11 protein-coding genes are annotated in these 17673 nt (G+C 55.7%); 3 read left to right on the top strand and 8 right to left on the bottom strand.

The features are described 5' to 3' along the window. Nucleotides 1-192: 192 nt before the first annotated feature. A complete protein-coding gene (locus CKV99_RS05835) occupies nt 193-4239 on the top strand; it encodes a Pls/PosA family non-ribosomal peptide synthetase (RefSeq protein ID WP_231910191.1) in 4047 nt (1348 codons plus the stop codon). After that, on the top strand, nt 4236-5558 hold the full coding sequence (locus CKV99_RS05840; RefSeq protein WP_092260009.1) for a DUF418 domain-containing protein: 1323 nt from the start codon (nt 4236-4238) through the stop codon (nt 5556-5558). The genes CKV99_RS05835 and CKV99_RS05840 overlap by 4 nt, the downstream gene beginning before the upstream one ends. A gap of 100 nt (nt 5559-5658) precedes the next feature. On the opposite strand, the gene CKV99_RS05845 is transcribed toward CKV99_RS05840, so the two are convergent. The 7 genes from CKV99_RS05845 to infC form a co-directional block, all read right to left on the bottom strand. Continuing rightward, nucleotides 5659-6126 (bottom strand): hypothetical protein, encoded by a 468-nt coding sequence (locus CKV99_RS05845; protein ID WP_092260011.1) that lies wholly within the window; start codon nt 6124-6126, stop codon nt 5659-5661. Between the two features lie 128 nt (nt 6127-6254). Further along, entirely contained in the window at nt 6255-8798 is a 2544-nt protein-coding gene (gene pheT / locus CKV99_RS05850) for a phenylalanine--tRNA ligase subunit beta (protein ID WP_092260013.1), read from the bottom strand. A gap of 24 nt (nt 8799-8822) precedes the next feature. Beyond that, entirely contained in the window at nt 8823-9869 is a 1047-nt protein-coding gene (pheS, locus tag CKV99_RS05855) for a phenylalanine--tRNA ligase subunit alpha (RefSeq protein ID WP_092260137.1), read from the bottom strand. A gap of 160 nt (nt 9870-10029) precedes the next feature. Next, entirely contained in the window at nt 10030-10866 is an 837-nt protein-coding gene (locus CKV99_RS05860) for a TrmH family RNA methyltransferase (RefSeq protein ID WP_092260015.1), read from the bottom strand. Between the two features lie 316 nt (nt 10867-11182). Next, a complete protein-coding gene (gene rplT, locus CKV99_RS05865) occupies nt 11183-11566 on the bottom strand; it encodes a 50S ribosomal protein L20 (RefSeq protein ID WP_092260017.1) in 384 nt (127 codons plus the stop codon). Nucleotides 11567-11624: 58 nt separating this feature from the next. Then, complete coding sequence (gene rpmI, locus CKV99_RS05870; RefSeq protein ID WP_092260019.1) at nt 11625-11819, bottom strand: 50S ribosomal protein L35; 195 nt, start codon at nt 11817-11819, stop codon at nt 11625-11627. 30 nt (nt 11820-11849) lie between these two features. Further along, nucleotides 11850-12374 (bottom strand): translation initiation factor IF-3, encoded by a 525-nt coding sequence (gene infC, locus CKV99_RS05875; RefSeq protein WP_092260021.1) that lies wholly within the window; start codon nt 12372-12374, stop codon nt 11850-11852. A 361-nt stretch (nt 12375-12735) separates the two neighbouring features. Here infC and CKV99_RS05880 point away from each other — a divergent pair, with 361 nt between their 5' ends. Next, entirely contained in the window at nt 12736-14766 is a 2031-nt protein-coding gene (locus CKV99_RS05880) for a DUF2339 domain-containing protein (RefSeq protein ID WP_092260023.1), read from the top strand. On the opposite strand, the gene uvrA is transcribed toward CKV99_RS05880, so the two are convergent. Then, nucleotides 14763-17612, bottom strand: a complete 2850-nt coding sequence (uvrA, locus tag CKV99_RS05885; protein WP_092260025.1) for an excinuclease ABC subunit UvrA — start codon at nt 17610-17612, stop codon at nt 14763-14765. The genes CKV99_RS05880 and uvrA overlap by 4 nt on opposite strands. Between the last annotated feature and the right edge of the window lie 61 nt (nt 17613-17673).

The following is a 17673-nucleotide window of genomic DNA, read 5'->3' on the forward strand; positions in this document are numbered from 1 at the left end:
AAATTCCATGTGCCTATCCTGACACGCCTCCACTTTTACACTTCAGACTGAACATACGCTCTAAAGATTCTGTAAAAGCGTATTATAAGACTTCAATACAATTGATTCTCATGTACTTTTAAGGGTTGGAACTAGATTCTTTTGCATATCAGTATCTTCATACTATTCTCAGGATCAATTTGGGAGTAAGCCTTGGCCGATGCAGATTATCCAATCAAATTCACACCTAACGATCACCCAGACTTCGCTGTCTTCGGTGCCGAAAGCAAACCGAAGAAGCGCACACTTGTCGATATTGCCCGCGCAACCATGGAGGCTTACCCGGATTCAGTTGCGCTTGAATCCGAAGATGAAACACTCACCTACTCTGAATTAGAGGATCGTGTCACCCGTCAGGTGGAGCGCCTCCACTCACTCGGGATTGGTCGTGGCGCCCGCATTGGCATCCGAGTCCGCTCAGGGACCACGGATCTTTATGTTGCCATTTTATCCGCGATTTTCGCCGGGGCGGCCTATGTACCGGTGGATTGGGATGATCCAGATTCGCGGGCCACTACAGTGTGGGAGGAAGCAGATGTTGACGCCGTCTTCGGCGCTGGCCTGTCTATAGAAAAACACAAAAGTCACGACATCGACGCTGTAGACACCTCGGCACCTACACTGGACGACGATGCCTGGATCATTTTCACCTCCGGTTCAACAGGCAAACCGAAAGGGGTGGCCATCCAGCACCACTCCGCCGCAGCATTGGTTGACGCCGAACAGCAAATGTTTTTGCAGGATGCCCCATTGGGGCCAGGCGATAGAGTCATGGCTGGCCTCTCCGTAGCGTTCGATGCTTCTTGTGAGGAAATGTGGCTGGCATGGCGGACTGGTGCAACGCTGGTTTGTGCTCACCGCGATATCGTCCGTTCGGGCGACGTACTCAATGAATGGCTAACAGCCAAGCAAATTAGTGCAATTTCCACGGTTCCCACGCTTGCCTCTTTCTGGTCAAAAGAAGCTTTAGAAAACATTCGCCTGCTTATTTTCGGTGGCGAGGCCCTCCCACTCGAGTTGGTGGCCCGTCTGGAAGACCCGAAACGCGAAATCTGGAACACCTACGGCCCGACAGAGGCTACCGTCATTGGCGCAGGCCAACTGATGACATCTGAACCACCAGTCCGGATCGGTCGCCCTGTTCCCGGTTGGAAACTGCTCGTGGTCGATGAAGACGAGAAACCAGTCAGATGGGGTGAGTCAGGCCAACTCATCATCGGCGGAGTCGGGCTCGGTCGCTACTTAGATCCTGCCAAAGATGCTGAAGTGTACGCGCCCATGGAATGTGTCGGTTGGGAACGTGCTTACCGCACTGGCGACTTAGTTAAAGCCGAACGCGATGGACTCATCTTCCAAGGCCGTGTTGATGACCAAATCAAGTTCGCTGGTCGTCGCATGGAACTCGGCGAGATCGATGACAAGCTCAACGCCCTATCACATGTTAGCGTTGGAGCTTGTCGCTTGAACAAGACTGAAGCTGGCAACGACGTCCTCGTCGGATACCTCGTCGAAGAACCGGGTGAAGAAATTGATCTCCACCAAGCACGCGAGGAGCTCTCTGAGACTATGCCGGGAGGTATCGTCCCAGTCTTACATGTCATGGATAGCTTGCCGACGAAGACGTCCGGCAAAGTTGACCGAAAAGCACTACCCTGGCCTCTCCCGTTTGACGGCACCAGCGAATCCAACCTCCCACCCGAGATGGGGCCACTAGCTGAGGCATGGCGCCGTCAGTTAGGCCCAATGCCTCTGGCGCAGGAGTCTAACTTCTTTGAACTAGGTGGTTCGTCCATTGCCATTGCACACTTGGTCACCGAGCTGCGCCACGACTTCCCGACGGCAGATATCGGCGAATTGTACGCCAACCCAACCTTGGCTGAGATGCACGCCTATCTCCATACCCTCGAGGCAACCGGCGAAAAGCGAGAAATGCCCCAGCCGATGCCCTTTTGGGGGAAAATATTCCAAGCACTGTGGATTGTGTTTATGGTGGCGACTATCGGATTGCGATACGCGACTTCTGCGTTGATCATCGTCTGGATTCTTTCAGTCGTCTTCCACGCCGCCTGGGTTCCGCAGCCACCGTTTATTCCGTTGTTTATTGCCTGGTTATTGTTTTATGCTCCGTTCGGCAAGATCTTTGTCACTGCGGGAATCGTGCGTATGCTCACCGCCGGGATCAAACCGGGTACCTACCGCAAAGGCGGTTGGGTTCATTTGCGGGTCTGGGCGGCTGAACGCTTCTTCAACCTCCAAAGTCACGACACTCTCGACGGTACTCCTTTTGCACAATTTTTCTACCGTATGCTCGGAAATAAGATCGGACGGAATGTCACCCTCAATTCCGGCCTTTCACTGGTCGGGCTGGTGACACTCGGAGACCACGTCGCCATTGAAGACGAAGTGGACATGTCTGGATACTGGATTGAGGGTGACAATTTCTACATCGGCACGATCTTCGTTGGTGAATACAGCCGTATCGGAACCCGCTCCTTTGTGTCTCCCAATGTGGTTCTCGAAAGAAACGTTGAAATTCTCCCCGGATCACGTGTCGAAGGGGCAATCGGTGAAGGGGAAATGTGGGAAGGCGCTCCAATGCGATATCTGGGTCCTTCGAACCAAAATTGGCCCCAAGAAGACCCAGACAAAACTCCTAATTTAGGAGCTGTTGGTCGCGTTATCAACACCGTGCTTTATTCACTAGGCATGCTCCTGGTCAACGTCCTTCCTATCTTCGCCATCGCTCCGGTAGCTGTTGTTTTTATGACCGCCACTGGGGTTCTTGATGAACTCGACTATCGTGCAGTATTCGTCTCCCTTGCTGTGTGGGCGATCCCCGTTGTTATCGCCTCTATCGTGTGCTGGTTGAGCCTGGTCGCTTTCACCGTCCGGATGCTTGCTCTGTTTATCCGGCCAGGATTCTGGCCGGCACGCTCCGTGACCTCCTGGGCCCTGTGGCTAACCCGAACTCTTATGGCCAATTCTCTGGAGTCGACCTACTTCATCTACGCATCCTGGCTCACCCCATATTGGCTGCGCATGTGTGGCGCCACAGTTGGCAAGGACACAGAGATCTCTACTGTGGTAGTCATCCCGCATCTCACTCACGTCTCTGACCATGCTTTCTTAGCTGATGATGTGATGATTTGCGCACCGCGCTACGGTCGTGGCTGGGTCCACATCGGCTCCACGTTTATCGGCGAGAAATCCTTTGTCGGCAATTCCGCCATCATCGGCGCTGATCGCGATCTCGCAGGCGACTCACTCCTAGCCGCCTTGTCCACGTCGCCCTACAAGCCTGAACCAGGAAGTTCATGGATGGGCCGAACCCCTACGATGATTCCACGCAAAAAAGAAATAGGCGAAGCGTCTGCTACTTACCGCCCCACATTCCAGCGTCGCATCGGACGTGCCTTTTTCGAGAGCCTAAGAGTTTTCGCTCTGGTCATTTCCTTCTGGATCGACACGGTCATCGTCTACGCGATGACCACCGTCTACGTCGAAGGTGGCCAGAACACGCGAAGCCTACTACTGGCCCTTGCTGCCTCCGTGCCATGCATCCTCATTGGTTTCACCTTCTCATCCCTGATCCCGGTAATCGCGAAATGGATCCTCGTCGGCAAGTTCCGTGTCGGCCAGAAGGAACTGCATTCCTCTTTTGTCTGGCGCAACGAGTTAGCCGACAACTTCAACGAAGTGCTCGCCGTCCCCACCTTGATTGCCATTAGCCTAGGAACCCCTTTCTTTAACATCTGGGCGCGCCTGATGGGGGCAAAAATTGGAAAAGACGTGTGGTGTGAGACGTGGTGGCTTCCAGAATTCGATTTGATCGAGCTCGAGGATCATTCGACGGTCAACCGCGGAACTGTTCTCCAAACGCACCTCTTCCACGACCGCGTAATGTCGCTTGAATCCGTGTCTCTGGCCACAGGCTCCACCCTAGGTCCGGATAGTTTCATCCTGCCGGGGGCCAGCATCGGCCAACGCACAACAATCGGGCCAGCTTCATTGGTCCTGCGCCAAGACCAGGTTCCTTCCGATACTTTGTGGGAGGGCAACCCAATTTCACTGACGCTCAGCAACAAGTACACCGCTGCTGATCTAGCGGTCTCTGCCTCCACCTCAGACCAACATTTTGGAGATAAAAGCACTACTCACGCTCGATTTAGCGAGAACAACATAATGGAGGTATCACGATGACTGCATCATCCCCAGAGCGCACTTCTGCTGAGGGCTATGTTCCAGAATCAAATATTGTCGCCGGCCATCACCCTGCTCCCGGCGAGCGAGCAAGCCGCACGCCTTGGAACGGCCCCTCATCAGAACCCCCACTAGACGGGGTAAAAAAGTCCCGCATCTACGGTATCGACGCTGCCAGAGGTTTCGCGTTATTTGGTATGATCGCCGTCCATACCTTGGGCACGACAGGACTTTATTCCGACTATCCTTCTTCAGCTAACATACTTTTTTCAGGTAAGTCAGCCACGCTCTTCGCCCTGCTAGCCGGTGTATCGCTTGCGATTATCACCGGGATGTCCAAGATCCACTCAGGGCGACGCTTGGCCCGAGACCGTTGGATGATTGCGTTCCGCGGGGTGCTTTTACTGTTCATCGGCAGTGTGCTTAACTATTTGGACTTTGATGCTTTCAACATTTTGCCTTACTACGGCGTATTTTTTCTCGCTGCGGTGCCGTTCCTAGGGCTTAACGCCAAGCCACTTTTTGGCTGGGCGATAAGTGTCGGCCTTCTAGGCCCGGTAGTCCATGCCTCCGCACTCTCATTCTTAGGTACAGACTCCACTGCAACGTTGACTACGGCCGGGCTCGTCATGGAGCCTACTTCATCCATAGTTGACCTATTGCTAATCGGAATCTATCCGACCTGCACGTGGTTGGCGTACGTTCTCCTTGGGATGGCTATCGGGCGATTGGATTTGCGGAATCTCACTGTCCAAGTCAAACTCACCGTGTACGGACTCAGCATCGGCGGGTTCTTGTACATCACCTCGAACCTTCTAATCGATTTTGCAGGAGTATTTGACCGGTTGCTGGATGCTACTCCCGGTAAATCATCGAAAGAGATAATTCATCTGCTCTCCAACGGCGGGGCTTTACCGCCAACTACTTGGTGGTGGCAGGTATCCGTCGCCCCACACTCGAACACGGTGTTTTCCGTCTTCTTTCAAGGCAGTCTTGCTGTCGCTGCGCTTGGTGCGTTCCTCATCGCTGAGCGATTCTTCCGGGGCACTCTGCAAATCTTTAGCGCGCCAGGTTCGATGACGCTAACACTCTACGTTGCACATCTAGTCTTTCTGGCTTTCGTACCAGTCTCTAAGCTACAGATCACGTTCTTAATGACGCAGCTCTCCGTCGCTATTATTTTTGCAATGCTGTGGCAAGCTGCAGTTGGACAGGGCCCATTGGAAAAACTCCAGGCAAAGATGACAAAGACCGCTGCACGCACTATTATCCCTGTGCGCGAATCCGAAGAGGAAAGCTCGAACACTAGTAAAAAATAGTTTTCGCGAATAATTCTGGGGTTCCATCAGTCTGGAGCACAACACAAGCCACTGCGTAACTAATGCAGTGGCTTGTTTAATCTCGTCATGCCAGCTTTAACTAGATAGCTGAGGAGAGTTGCCCGATGCCAGGATTCACAACTGCCTGCCCATTACCTACATACGCGGCGTAGCGAAAACCGTCGAGAACGTGCATTCCGCCTTTAAAATCCGTGATGAAGATCAGGCCACTTTCAAACCGGATTGAACCAGCGTGCATTACGTTCGGCTGGGAGGCCCAACCCTGAGTGCTCCAAGTGCGCCACGACGTGCCCTCGCCGATACCAACGGCCTCCGCACCGCTCAGACCAGCAGAATCAGGGATTGGCACCATCGGCCCCTTCAGGTCAGTGCAATACGCGTGACGCTTTCCATCTGCGTGGTGGACGGAACATCCGACGGTGGTATCAGCGGTGGTGTACACAGACGGCATCACAGCCTGGGCATGAGCAGGGGATGCCAGGGCGCCTACAGCCACGACTGTAGCGCCAACGGTGGCGAGGAAGCGAGAAGTGCGGTGACGGAACATGGCGAAATCCCTTTCGAGAGGTGGTGAAAACACCAGATAGAACATGTGGATATAAGGCTTGCTTTCACTATGTCTATCAAATTGTCTTGCTGCGCTGTTCCGAAACCGCCCCAAACGTTATTGTTCTGTTACGCGCGCATCTCCGCGCCAAAACGGTTCTTCGCAAGCTCCGCTGCCGCCAGGCGAGCCTCCGATGCCTCGTCATCAGTCAACGTGCGGTCTCCTGCGCGGAACAACAGCTTGAATGCTAGAGATTTTTTGCCTTCGCCCAGCTTCTCGCTACGGAACACGTCGAATAGCTCCACGGTTTCCAGGAGCTCGCCCGCACCCTCTTTCACAGCACGGCGCACAGACTCAGCCGGAATGTCCTCATCGACGGTGAGAGCAATGTCCTGGTGCAGGGCTGGGAAGCTGGACAGCACCGGTGCCGGGAAGTTTTCCCGCAGTGGCATCGCTGTCAGATCAATTTCCATGGCGCACAAGCGTTCTGGAAGCTCAAGAGCTTCCAAAACCTGTGGGTGTAGCTCGCCGGCGTAGCCGACAACCTCACCATCAACCTTGAGGGCCGCGCAGCGACCCGGGTGCCACGGCAGATGCTCTGCAGATTCGATCTCTAACTCCACACCAGCAGCGCGGGCTACCACCTGCGCAGACTCTACGGAGTCAGCCCACGTGTACGCACGGCCTTCACCCCATGGCCCTTCGTAGACCTTGTTGCCCAGCCCTACGGTCACCGCGTGAAGTGGCTGCTGCGGCAGAGAGTTGATCAACTCCTTGACATCCGCATCGCTGGGGCGCTGTGCGACGTCCGGCATTGGGGAGGAATCTTCGCGTTTGAACGCCACCTGCTGCACCCCGTAGAGGCTGACATCGTGGCGGCCGCGGGCAACATTACGGCCGACTGCTTCCAGCATGGATGGAAGCAGCGTGGTTCCGAGGATTGCGTAGTCATTATCAAGCGGGTTTTGGACTTTCACCACGTTGCGACGGGGGTCGTCGTCGTCAAGCCCGAACTTGTCGAACACGTCGTTGGCGATAAACGGCGTGGGGAGGATTTCGGCGTAGCCGGAGTACGCGAGTGCGTGCGTGACAGCGCGACGACGGCGCTGCTCAAGTGTGAGGCCACGGCCGCCGCGTGGGGTCGGCAGAACGAGCGGAATGTCATCGAGGCCTTCGAGACGCATGATTTCCTCGATCAGGTCCTCTGGCATAGAGAAGTCAGTGCGCCACGATGGAGGCGTAACGACGAGTACCTCCTCCTCTCTGCTGTCGGAGGCTGCAACGACGGAACTTGTGACGACGCCACAGCCAACCTCTTCGAGGCGCTTAACGACGACTTCTTTGCTGTACTCCACACCAATCAGTTCGGATGGGTGGTTCACACGCAGCTCAATTGGCTCTGCCTGCCGCACGGCCCCTTCCACCAGTGTGCGTCCGCTTGTAATCGTGCCGCCAGCGACTTCAACTAACAATGCGCACGCCATGTCCAAAGCGATTTCCACTATCTTCGGGTCCACGCCGCGCTCGAAGCGGCGCGAAGCCTCAGAGGTGAGCTTATGTCGCCGGGAGGTGCGCGCGACGGTCAAAGCGTCCCAGGTAGCGGCTTCAAAGTAGACGTTGGTGGTGGCATCAGAGATCTCGGAGGTGGTTCCACCCATAACCCCGGCCATGGATTGAATTCCGTTATCGTCGCAGATCACCACATCTTCGTCGGACAGTGTGCGCTCCACATGATCCAGGGTCTCGAACTTCTCCCCTGCTTTCGCGTTACGAATGTGTAGGTCGCCCGCAACTTCGTCGGCGTCGAACGCGTGCATCGGCTGGCCAAGCAGCAGCATGATGTAGTTGGTCACATCCGTAGCGGCGTTGACGGGACGTTGGCCCGACAGCATCAGTTCGCGCTGGAGCCAGAATGGGGACTCTGCTGTTGGGGCAATGCCTTCGACCTTGCGCAGACCAAAGCGCTGCGTCTTGGTGGACTTGTCGACGGTGATGTCGATGAGTTTCTCAGTGGGGCCAGGTACCGAAGACAAGTCAAAGCTTGCCACCGAGGGGTCGTCGGCCATATCGACATAGGGCAGGTTGAAGGCAGAGGTGATCTCGCGAGCCAGGCCACGGGCCGACAGTGCATAGCCACGATCAGGGGTGACATTTACGTCAAAAACAGTATCGTCCAACTGCAAAGGGCCGCGCGCGTCCTCGCCTGGGGCGCCGTAGTCGTCGGAAAGCGTGATGATGCCAGCGTTCTGCTTATCCGTCAGGCCAAGCTCAGCTGCGGAGCATATCATCCCGGCCGAGATATGGCCGTAAGTCTCGCGCGCACCAATCTTGAATCCGCCGGGTAACTCAGTGCCAGGCAGCGCAACGACCACAAGGTCGCCTTCCTGGAAGTTACGGGCACCACAAATAATGCCTTGTAGTTCGCCGGTGCCGTTGGCCTGGCCGACGTCGACCTGGCAGTAGCGGATCGGCTTCTTAAACCCGGTGAGCTCTTCGATGTGCCTGACGCGGCCGAAAACAAGGTCGCCGGTTGTCTCCTCAATCGGTTCGTAGCCTTCGGTCTCAAAACCGACGCGGACAAAGCCACTGTCAAGCTCTTCCGGAGTGACAGTCCAGCCAGCGGTGCCCGAAGCGCGCACAAGGCTGGTAATCCAATTCTGTGAAATAAGCATATGTGTGAATCCTCCCTGGACGCTTTAAGCCTGGACGCCAAATGGAATGGTGAAACGGACATCGCCTTCAACCATGTCGCGCATATCGGACAGTCCGTTGCGGAACTGCAATGTGCGCTCCAGGCCCATGCCGAATGCGAAACCGGTGTATTCAGTGGGGTCAATTCCAACGGCGCGCAGCACGTTTGGGTTGACCATGCCACAGCCACCCCACTCAATCCAGCCTGCGCCACCTTTCTTGTTGGTAAACCACACGTCCACCTCAGCTGATGGCTCGGTAAACGGGAAGTAGTTGGTGCGCATACGCGTCTTGGTCTCCGGGCCGAACAGCACCTTCGCGAGGTGGTCCAGGGTGCCCCGCAGGTGCGCCATGGTCAGGCCTTTATCTACAGCAAGCCCTTCAATCTGGTGGAAAACGGGAGTGTGGGTTGCATCGAGCTCGTCGGTACGGAACACGCGGCCTGGGCAGGCAACATAAACCGGCGGTTCCTTGTCTAAAAGTGTGCGCACCTGTACCGGCGAGGTGTGGGTGCGCAAGACCTGCTTGGAATCTTCGGAGCCGATATAGAAAGTATCCTGCAAGGTACGCGCTGGGTGGTCCGGGATGAAGTTCAGCGCATCGAAGTTGAAGTATTCTGCTTCTACCTCAGGGCCTTCGGCGATTTCCCACCCCATGCCAATAAAGATATCCGCGATGTTCTCACTCAGCGTGGTGATCGGGTGCATAGCACCCTGCTGGGTGCGCGCGGTGGGCATGGTCACATCGACCTTTTCTGCCTTCAGCTGTTGCTGGCGATGTTCCGCCTCACGTACCTCATGGACCTGCGCGTAGTGCTTCTCCACCTTGCCGCGTGCCATGTTCACCATGCGTCCTGAGTCCTTGCGTTGATCTTTCGGCAGGGTGCCCAAAGCGCGACGTGCCTGCGGGATAAAGGCTTGCTCGCCGAGGTGTTCGCGTTTGGCCTGTTCAAGTTCCGCAAGAGTTGCCGCCGCGTCAAACGCTGCGATTGCCTGGTCGGCTGCTTGGTTCAACGACTCTTCAGTCAATTGGATGTTAGGTGTGTCAGACACGTGTGACGTCACCCACGCCTTTCCGGTTTCTGTGTTGGATTCTTCGACCAAACCAGCATACCCCCGTTAGCGTGACCTGCTGCGTGAAGGTGTCTTCTTCAGTATGTCAGTTCAGTGTGCCAGGCGCTTCTTATCGGCGACTACCCGCGACTACCCGCGCCTACTCCGCCTGATTACCGCGTTCGTCGACAACGTACTGTGCTTTCGATGACTCCCAAAGGCACATTGCTGCAGCGGTGGCCAAGTTGAGCGATTCCGCCGAACCTTGAATTGGGATGGTCACGGTGTAGTCAGCTAAGGCAGCGATCTCTGGGTCTAGCCCATGGGCCTCGTTGCCGAACAGCCACGCGTGTGGCTGAGCAAGAATCTCGCCCGTGTAGTCCAGCGCTACATCTCCATCTACTACGGTGGCAATGATCTTCAGGCCTTTATCTTTCAGTTGCGAGATCACGGCTTTTGTATCTTTGTCGCGGGCCACGGGCACATGGAATAGCGAACCTGCGGTAGAACGTACTACCTTCGGCGATTGTGGATCCACGGTCTCACCAGCAAAAATTACACCGTCTGCCCCCATTGCATCCGCGATGCGGATGAGTGTTCCCGCGTTACCAGGATCGCTTGTCTCAACACCCACTGCCCAAAAGTCGTTGTAGCCTTTGAGCGCTTGCTTGACTGTCCAGGTCACAGGCTTACACAGTGCGAAAATGCCCGTGGTGTTCACAGTATCTGAGAGGTGTTCTGCTGCTTTCTCTGTGATTGCGTGGGTGTACACGTTCATGTACTCGGCTGTGGTCAGTATCTCAGCAAAGCGTTGCGCTGCCCGTTCTGTGACGAACAGGTCGGTCGCGGCACCGGTGGCCACCGCAGCTTCAACAGCGTTTTCTCCTTCTGCCAGGAAAGCATTCGCTTTACGACGAGCAGCCGCCCGGTGCAGCTTCGCAGCGTTGACAATGCGTGGAGTGCGTTCAGTAAAGGGCTGGGAGAAATCAAGTGCCATGGTGCACAAGTCTAGCGCCTACCAGTCAAGGGGTGTGCTCACGCAATGCTCGGCCTTCCCCTGGGCGACATTCCCCTAACAACAACGGGGCGTACCGTTCGGTTGCCACTTTGCCCATTTTTTAAAATTAAAACGAATATTGGCTACCGAAAGTGCATGAGGCGGTGACAAACCCAAGCAAAAGAAGGCCACCATTAATCCCTGAACCCCTAGATCACCATTGAGTAAGAAAACCACCCGCCCCTAGCCTCAGCCTGGGTACGGGTGGTCGTCGAAAAGCGACAAGTGAAATAGGAAGCTGACGCTCCCCGGCTACTTACGCAGCCTTGGGAGCATTCACATCCTCTGGAAGTGCAGCTTTCGCCGCTTCGCAGATTGCGGAGAATGCTGCGAAGTCGTTGACAGCGAGGTCTGCCAGGATCTTGCGGTCAACCTCGATCTCGGCCAGCTTTAGGCCGTGGATCAAGCGGTTGTAGGTGATATCATTCATGCGGGCTGCTGCGTTGATGCGCTGGATCCACAGCTTGCGGAACTCAGACTTGCGTGCGCGACGGTCGCGGTACGCGTAAGTCATCGAGTGCAACCACTGTTCCTTCGCCTTACGGTACAGGCGGGAGCGCTGACCGCGGTAACCCTTTGCGGACTTCAGAATCGCGCGACGCTTCTTCTTGGCGTTAACTGAGCGCTTGACACGTGCCACAGTTGTACTTCCTAACTTCTATCGAGACTTAACGGGTGTGATGGTGCGGGACGCGAAATTAAGCGCGGCGCAGGAGCTTCTTCATGCGTGGTACGTCCTTCGGGGAAACGTCAACAGCGTTTTTCAGCTGACGGACGCGCTTGGAGGTCTTGTGCTCATTCAGGTGCTTCTTGCCAGCCTGGTAGCGACGCAGTTTGCCGGAGCCGGAAACCTTGATGCGCTTGGCGGTGCCCTTGTGGGTCTTCTGCTTCATTTTTAAAACCCTTCAGAGTTTGTCAACGGTTTACTTCTTGCCCTTTTTGGAGGCTGGTCCTAGAACCATCGTCATGTTGCGGCCGTCTTGCTTCGGCTTGGACTCTATGTGCGCAAGCTCTCCGACATCTTCTGCGAGACGCTCAAGCAGCCGGAAACCGAGTTCAGGTCGGGACTGCTCACGACCGCGGAACATGATGGTCACCTTGACCTTGTTACCCTTTTTCAGGAAACGAACCACATTGTTCTTTTTGGTCTGATAGTCGTGCTCATCGATCTTCGGGCGGAACTTCTGTTCCTTCACGACGGTCTGCTGCTGGTTCTTACGGGACTCGCGGGCCTTTTGCGCCTGCTCGTACTTGTACTTGCCGTAGTCCATGATCTTGGCCACCGGTGGCTTCGCGTTAGGCGCGACTTCCACCAAATCAAGGTCGGCGTCGTAGGCGAGCTTGCGGGCATCGTCGGTACGCACGACACCAACCTGCTCGCCGGATGGGCCAACAAGACGGACTTCGGGGACGCGGATTCTTTCATTGATCCGAGCTTCAGCGCTGATAAGGACTCCTCAGTTTCAAGACAATAAGGTTCGCTACCAGTTCTCGCGCGTGGTGCCACTACACACAAAAACCCGCTCAGCTTTGATACTGCGCGGGAGTTCTTCCGAGTCAAGGTAGGATTCGCTTTACGACGATTCCCCTACCGGACTTTGAACCCGTAACCTACATAATAAGCGGTATGGGGTGGGAGTAGCTCCACTTGCGACCCTGACACCTGGAAACAGGTGCTTTGGGCGGTAGTAGCAGCCACTCTAACAGGTGCTGGTAGAGTTTGCCAAATCAGGATATTCTTCGGGGTACTTCGAAAACATTCTTAGCGTTTCTTATATTTATTCTGTACCAGTGACCATAGGAGCCCGTATGCACACTCCACCTTCAGACCCAAGCGGCGAAAACCACGGTGCCGGGAAAGCTCGCAACGTGGATATCGTCCTTCGCAACGCACGCGCATCTCTGCAGGCTTTGCAACGTGCAGTAGATAACACTCACGGTGTGATTCATGATCTTGAGCGACTCACACTCCAGCTGCAGGAACTAGGTAGTCCCGCAGCACACAATGCGCCTAGCGCACCCAAACCTCAGCCAGTTACCCAACCACCGGCACCCCAGTCGGCCCAGTGGGCGGAACCTGTTCCGGCACAGTCGAGAGTGGTGCAACAAGCACCCCAACCGAAAACGAACAAGCCAACACGGCCGGAACTGACCACGGAACAGCTGATCATGAGAATCATCGCGGTCCTTGGCTCACTGATCACGGTGATCGGAGTAGGCCTTGGCATTACGTTGGCAATCCAAAGTGGTCTGCTCGGCCCGCTTGGTCGGGTGATCCTCTCGGTTCTATTAGCGATAGCGTTGGTGGCTGGCGGGCTGTTTATCGAGCGCAAACAGGGCAACAATACAGGCTCAAGCACGTTGCACATCACCTCGCAAATCGTGCTCGTACTCGTACTTCTTTCTCTTGTTTTCTTATTAGAGTGGTGGCCCAAGCAGGCCGGTGTTGTGGCCGCCCTCGCACTATTTGTCGGTTGGTTAGTGTTTGGGAGGGTCCGTTCCAACGGTGCCGTACTGATCGCAACGGGGATCCTAAGTTTTTGCTATCTGCCAGCGTTTGTTGATGCCAATATGAACCTTGACACGCTGCTCTATCTTGCCCCGCTGGTTCTGCTGTTCTTTACCGTGTCAGCGCCTGGAAAATCACCGGTGCCAAATAACAGCGTTTTGCGATTGCTTGCAGCCCTCATGGCTTGCTTCTTTTACGGAATTATCGCAAGGGGGGCAGGCGATGTCCCGATCCCAGTGTTATTCATCGGTATCGGCTTCGTTTTGATCGCTATCGCTATCGAGGCGGCATTCCCTCCAGCCCCGTTGCCGCCCGAGCCTCCACTCCCGGGGGTTACCGACGACAAGTCCCAGCCCCAAGTTCGCCTTCCATGGGTGCATGTTGCCCAGTTGACAGTGTTCCCAATTGTCATTCTTTTATCGCTGATGTTCAGCGTCGAGGATTACTATTTGTGGGCATTTCCGGCAGTAGCCGCAGTCGCGCTTTATCTTGTTTCACACCTCTACCGCACAGCTCCCCAGCTGGGCTCACGGCGAAGCGAAGCGTTAACGTGGCTGGTTTTCGGGGCCTTCACGTTTATCCCAATTTATGTGGACTTCGGTGCTGGAGCAGACGCGAACATCCGACGTTATATTACGCTTGCCGTTTTCCTCGCAGCTTTCTTTGGAGTCATTCTTCTTCTGGAGCAACGCCCACAATATCGTGAGGTCACTTGGCTTGCGTGGACGGCTACCGCGCTTTATCTCACATGGACTGTCTCCGTCGCTGTTCTCGCATTAAAGGAGACCACGCTTGTCCAGGGTGCTGTACAACTGCAAGCGGTGTGCCTGGCGTTGCTTCTCGTGTTCGCTTTGTGGCGTAGTACAGCGCTCCAGGGCATGCACCCCATGGTGCTTGGAGCGGCCGGCATAGTGGGGATGCACCTCTACATGGTTGCGATGGTGAGCTTTATCACGTTCGCCTTCCACTTCTTCGGTACGGCCACTACTGGTGTGATCGTCGGCCACATGTTGGTATCGATCAGCTGGATAGTCCTTGCCGCCTGGATCTTGCTGGGCAAGACACGGTGGTCGGACAAGTTCACGTTGCGCGTCGGTTTTGTCCTTGCCATCGCCGCATCGATCAAGCTCGTTTTCTACGACTTGGCCTCACTCAGCGGGATTCCACAGGTTTTAGCCTTTATCGCGTCGGGAGTCATGCTCATTGTAATCGCAGCGCTTCGGGGCAGGACTACTGCAACTTCCGCTCCGTCCGTCGGCAGCGAGGTGTCCGGCGCGCGTTACGACGAGCAGCCGGGCCCTCAGCAGGCTGCTGCACAGGACTTACCCTAGAGGATGTCCGCAAGGTAGCGGCCTGTGTAGGACCCATCGACCTTGGCCACATCTTCAGGGGTGCCCTCGGCCACTACCGTTCCACCGCCGCTACCACCTTCGGGCCCCATGTCGACGATCCAGTCTGCACACTTGATCACGTCGAGATTGTGCTCGATCACTATCACGGAATTACCCTTGTCGACGAGGCCTTGGAGCACCATCATCAGCTTCTGAATGTCCTCGAAATGCAGGCCCGTGGTCGGCTCATCGAGGATGTAGATGGTGCGCCCATTGGACCGTTTTTGGAGTTCGGCAGCCAGCTTCACGCGCTGCGCCTCACCACCTGACAGGGTGGTGGCGGCCTGTCCTAGGCGAACATAGCCCAACCCGACGTCGACAAGTGTGGCTAAATAGCGGTGAATAGAGGTGATCGGCTCGAAGAACTCGGTAGCCTCGGTGATCGGCATGTCCAAGACCTCGGCTATGTTCTTGCCTTTGTAACGCACCTCGAGGGTTTCGCGGTTGAAGCGGGTGCCATCGCACACCTCACAGGGAACGTAGACATCCGGCAGGAAGTTCATCTCGATCTTGATGGTGCCGTCGCCGCGGCAGGACTCACAACGACCGCCTTTAACGTTGAAGGAGAATCGTCCTGGCTTGTAGCCCCGCACCTTCGCCTCGTGTGTTTCCGCAAACAGGTTTCGGATCTTGTCGAACACACCCGTGTAGGTCGCCGGGTTCGAGCGTGGGGTGCGCCCGATCGGCGACTGATCAACTTGCACCATCTTGTCCAGATGTTCCAGGCCCTCAACTTTCTTGACACGACCAGGAACTTGGCGTGCACGGTTCAGTTTGTTCTGCAAGGTCTTGGCCAGAATCTGGTTGACCAGGGTGGACTTACCCGATCCCGATACGCCTGTTACTGCAACCAGCACACCCAGCGGAATGTCCACGTTGATATTGTCTAAGTTATTCTCACGCGCGCCAATCACGTGCAGCTGCCGCTGCGGATCGGTGTCTCGACGCTTTTGCGGCACTTTGATTTCTTTCCGTCCTGCCAGATAGTCGCCGGTAATTGAATTCTTCGCCGTGAGAATTCCTTTCGGCTCACCCTGGTAGACCACTTCGCCGCCGTACTCGCCGGCGGCCGGCCCAATGTCGATGAGCCAGTCTGCTTCGCGGATTGTTTCCTCGTCGTGCTCCACGACGATGAGGGTGTTACCGATGTCTCGGAGTTTCTTCAATGTGCCAATCAGGCGCTGGTTGTCACGCTGGTGCAGCCCAATCGACGGCTCGTCGAGAACGTACATCACACCCGCGAGGCCGGAACCGATCTGTGTGGCAAGACGGATTCGTTGGGCCTCACCACCCGACAGGGTGCCGGCAGAGCGGTCAAGCGTCAGATAGGTCAGACCAACATCAATCAAGAAGTGCAGGCGCGCCTGCGTTTCCTTCAGCACAGCACCCGCAATCATCTCTTCCCGATAGCCCAGGACCAGATTATCCAAAAACGTCGAGGCCTCTTCAATTGATAAGGCTGTCAAGCCCGCGATGGACAGCTCTCCGTGGGTGGAGGAAGCCAAACGTACAGCGAGGATTTCTGGTTTCAGCCTGGCACCTTCACAGGTGGGGCACGCCACCTCACGGGTGTAGGCTAAGTACCGCTCTTTAGCCGTTTCGGTTTCTGCATATTCCAATTTACGGCGCAGGTAACCCATGACCCCTTCGAAAGCGGAGTTAAAGTTGCGCTGGCGCCCGAAACGGTTCTTGTAGCGCACGTGCACCTTGACTTTGGAGCCTTCAAGTAGCGCCTTTTGCGCAGATTTCTTCAGCTTGGAAAACGGTGTCTGGGGATCAAAATCCAGCTCTTGAGCCAACCCCTCGATGAGCTTGGTGAAGTAGCTTTTGTTTGGGCTGGAGTTCCACGGCTGGAACGCATCGACGGCCGGAGCGTCCGGATCAGGCACGATAAGGTCTGCATCCATCTCAGTCTTTGTGCCCAACCCGTCGCAGGCGGGGCAGGCGCCGAAGGGTGCGTTAAACGAAAACGAACGCGGCTCATAGCCATCAATATCCAGCGTGTGCCCATTAGGGCAGGCCATCTGTTCCGAGAAAATGGCGTAGCGTTCCTCGGAGTCTTCCGGTTGGTCCACGTAGTCAATGACCACTAGCCCGTCGGCTAATCTCAGCGCCGTTTCGACGGAGTCGGTGAGGCGCTGTTTCTGGCTTTCTTTGATTTGGAGGCGGTCGACGACCACATCAATGTAGTGCTTGTAGGACTTCTGCAGAGTCGGCGGCTCCGACAGTTGGTACATCTCACCATCGACTTTGATGCGTGAGAACCCCTGCGCAGCCAAATCTTTGAAGAGGTCGACGAACTCACCCTTCCGGTTGCGCACTACCGGTGCTAAAACCTGAAATTTTGTGCGTTCTTCGCCTTCAAGAACTTGGTCCACAATCTGCTGCGGGGTTTGGCGCTCGATCATCGCGTCACACACCGGGCAGTGTGGTGTGCCGGCGCGAGCAAAGAGTAAACGCAGGTAGTCGTAAACCTCGGTGATCGTGCCTACCGTTGAGCGAGGGTTGCGGTTGGTGGATTTCTGGTCGATGGACACGGCCGGGGACAATCCGTCGATATAGTCAACGTCGGGTTTATCCATCTGGCCCAAAAACATTCGGGCGTAAGAGCTCAGCGATTCAACGTAGCGTCGCTGGCCCTCGGCAAAAACTGTGTCGAAGGCCATCGACGATTTACCGGAGCCCGAAAGCCCAGTAAAGACGACCATTGTGTCGCGAGGAAGCTCGATATCGATGTCTTTGAGGTTGTGCTGGCGAGCGCCACGCACGATCAACTTGTCGGCCACGAAGGTTCCGGTCCCTTTCTACAGAATTAATGCCTTCGAACATACCAACGAGCAGGGCGTC

The organism is Corynebacterium cystitidis (assembly GCF_900187295.1).
Lineage (GTDB): Bacteria > Actinomycetota > Actinomycetes > Mycobacteriales > Mycobacteriaceae > Corynebacterium > Corynebacterium cystitidis.

Bases quoted from the DNA above. Each gene is read 5' to 3' on its own strand.
- CKV99_RS05860 (WP_092260015.1), bottom strand. From the start codon at position 10,866: ATGGCACTTGATTTCTCCCAGCCCTTTACTGAACGCACTCCACGCATT.
- CKV99_RS05880 (WP_092260023.1), top strand. From the start codon at position 12,736: ATGCACACTCCACCTTCAGACCCAAGCGGCGAAAACCACGGTGCCGGG.
- CKV99_RS05840 (WP_092260009.1), top strand. From the start codon at position 4,236: ATGACTGCATCATCCCCAGAGCGCACTTCTGCTGAGGGCTATGTTCCA.
- rpmI (WP_092260019.1), bottom strand. From the start codon at position 11,819: ATGAAGCAGAAGACCCACAAGGGCACCGCCAAGCGCATCAAGGTTTCC.
- CKV99_RS05845 (WP_092260011.1), bottom strand. From the start codon at position 6,126: ATGTTCCGTCACCGCACTTCTCGCTTCCTCGCCACCGTTGGCGCTACA.
- pheT (WP_092260013.1), bottom strand. From the start codon at position 8,798: ATGCTTATTTCACAGAATTGGATTACCAGCCTTGTGCGCGCTTCGGGC.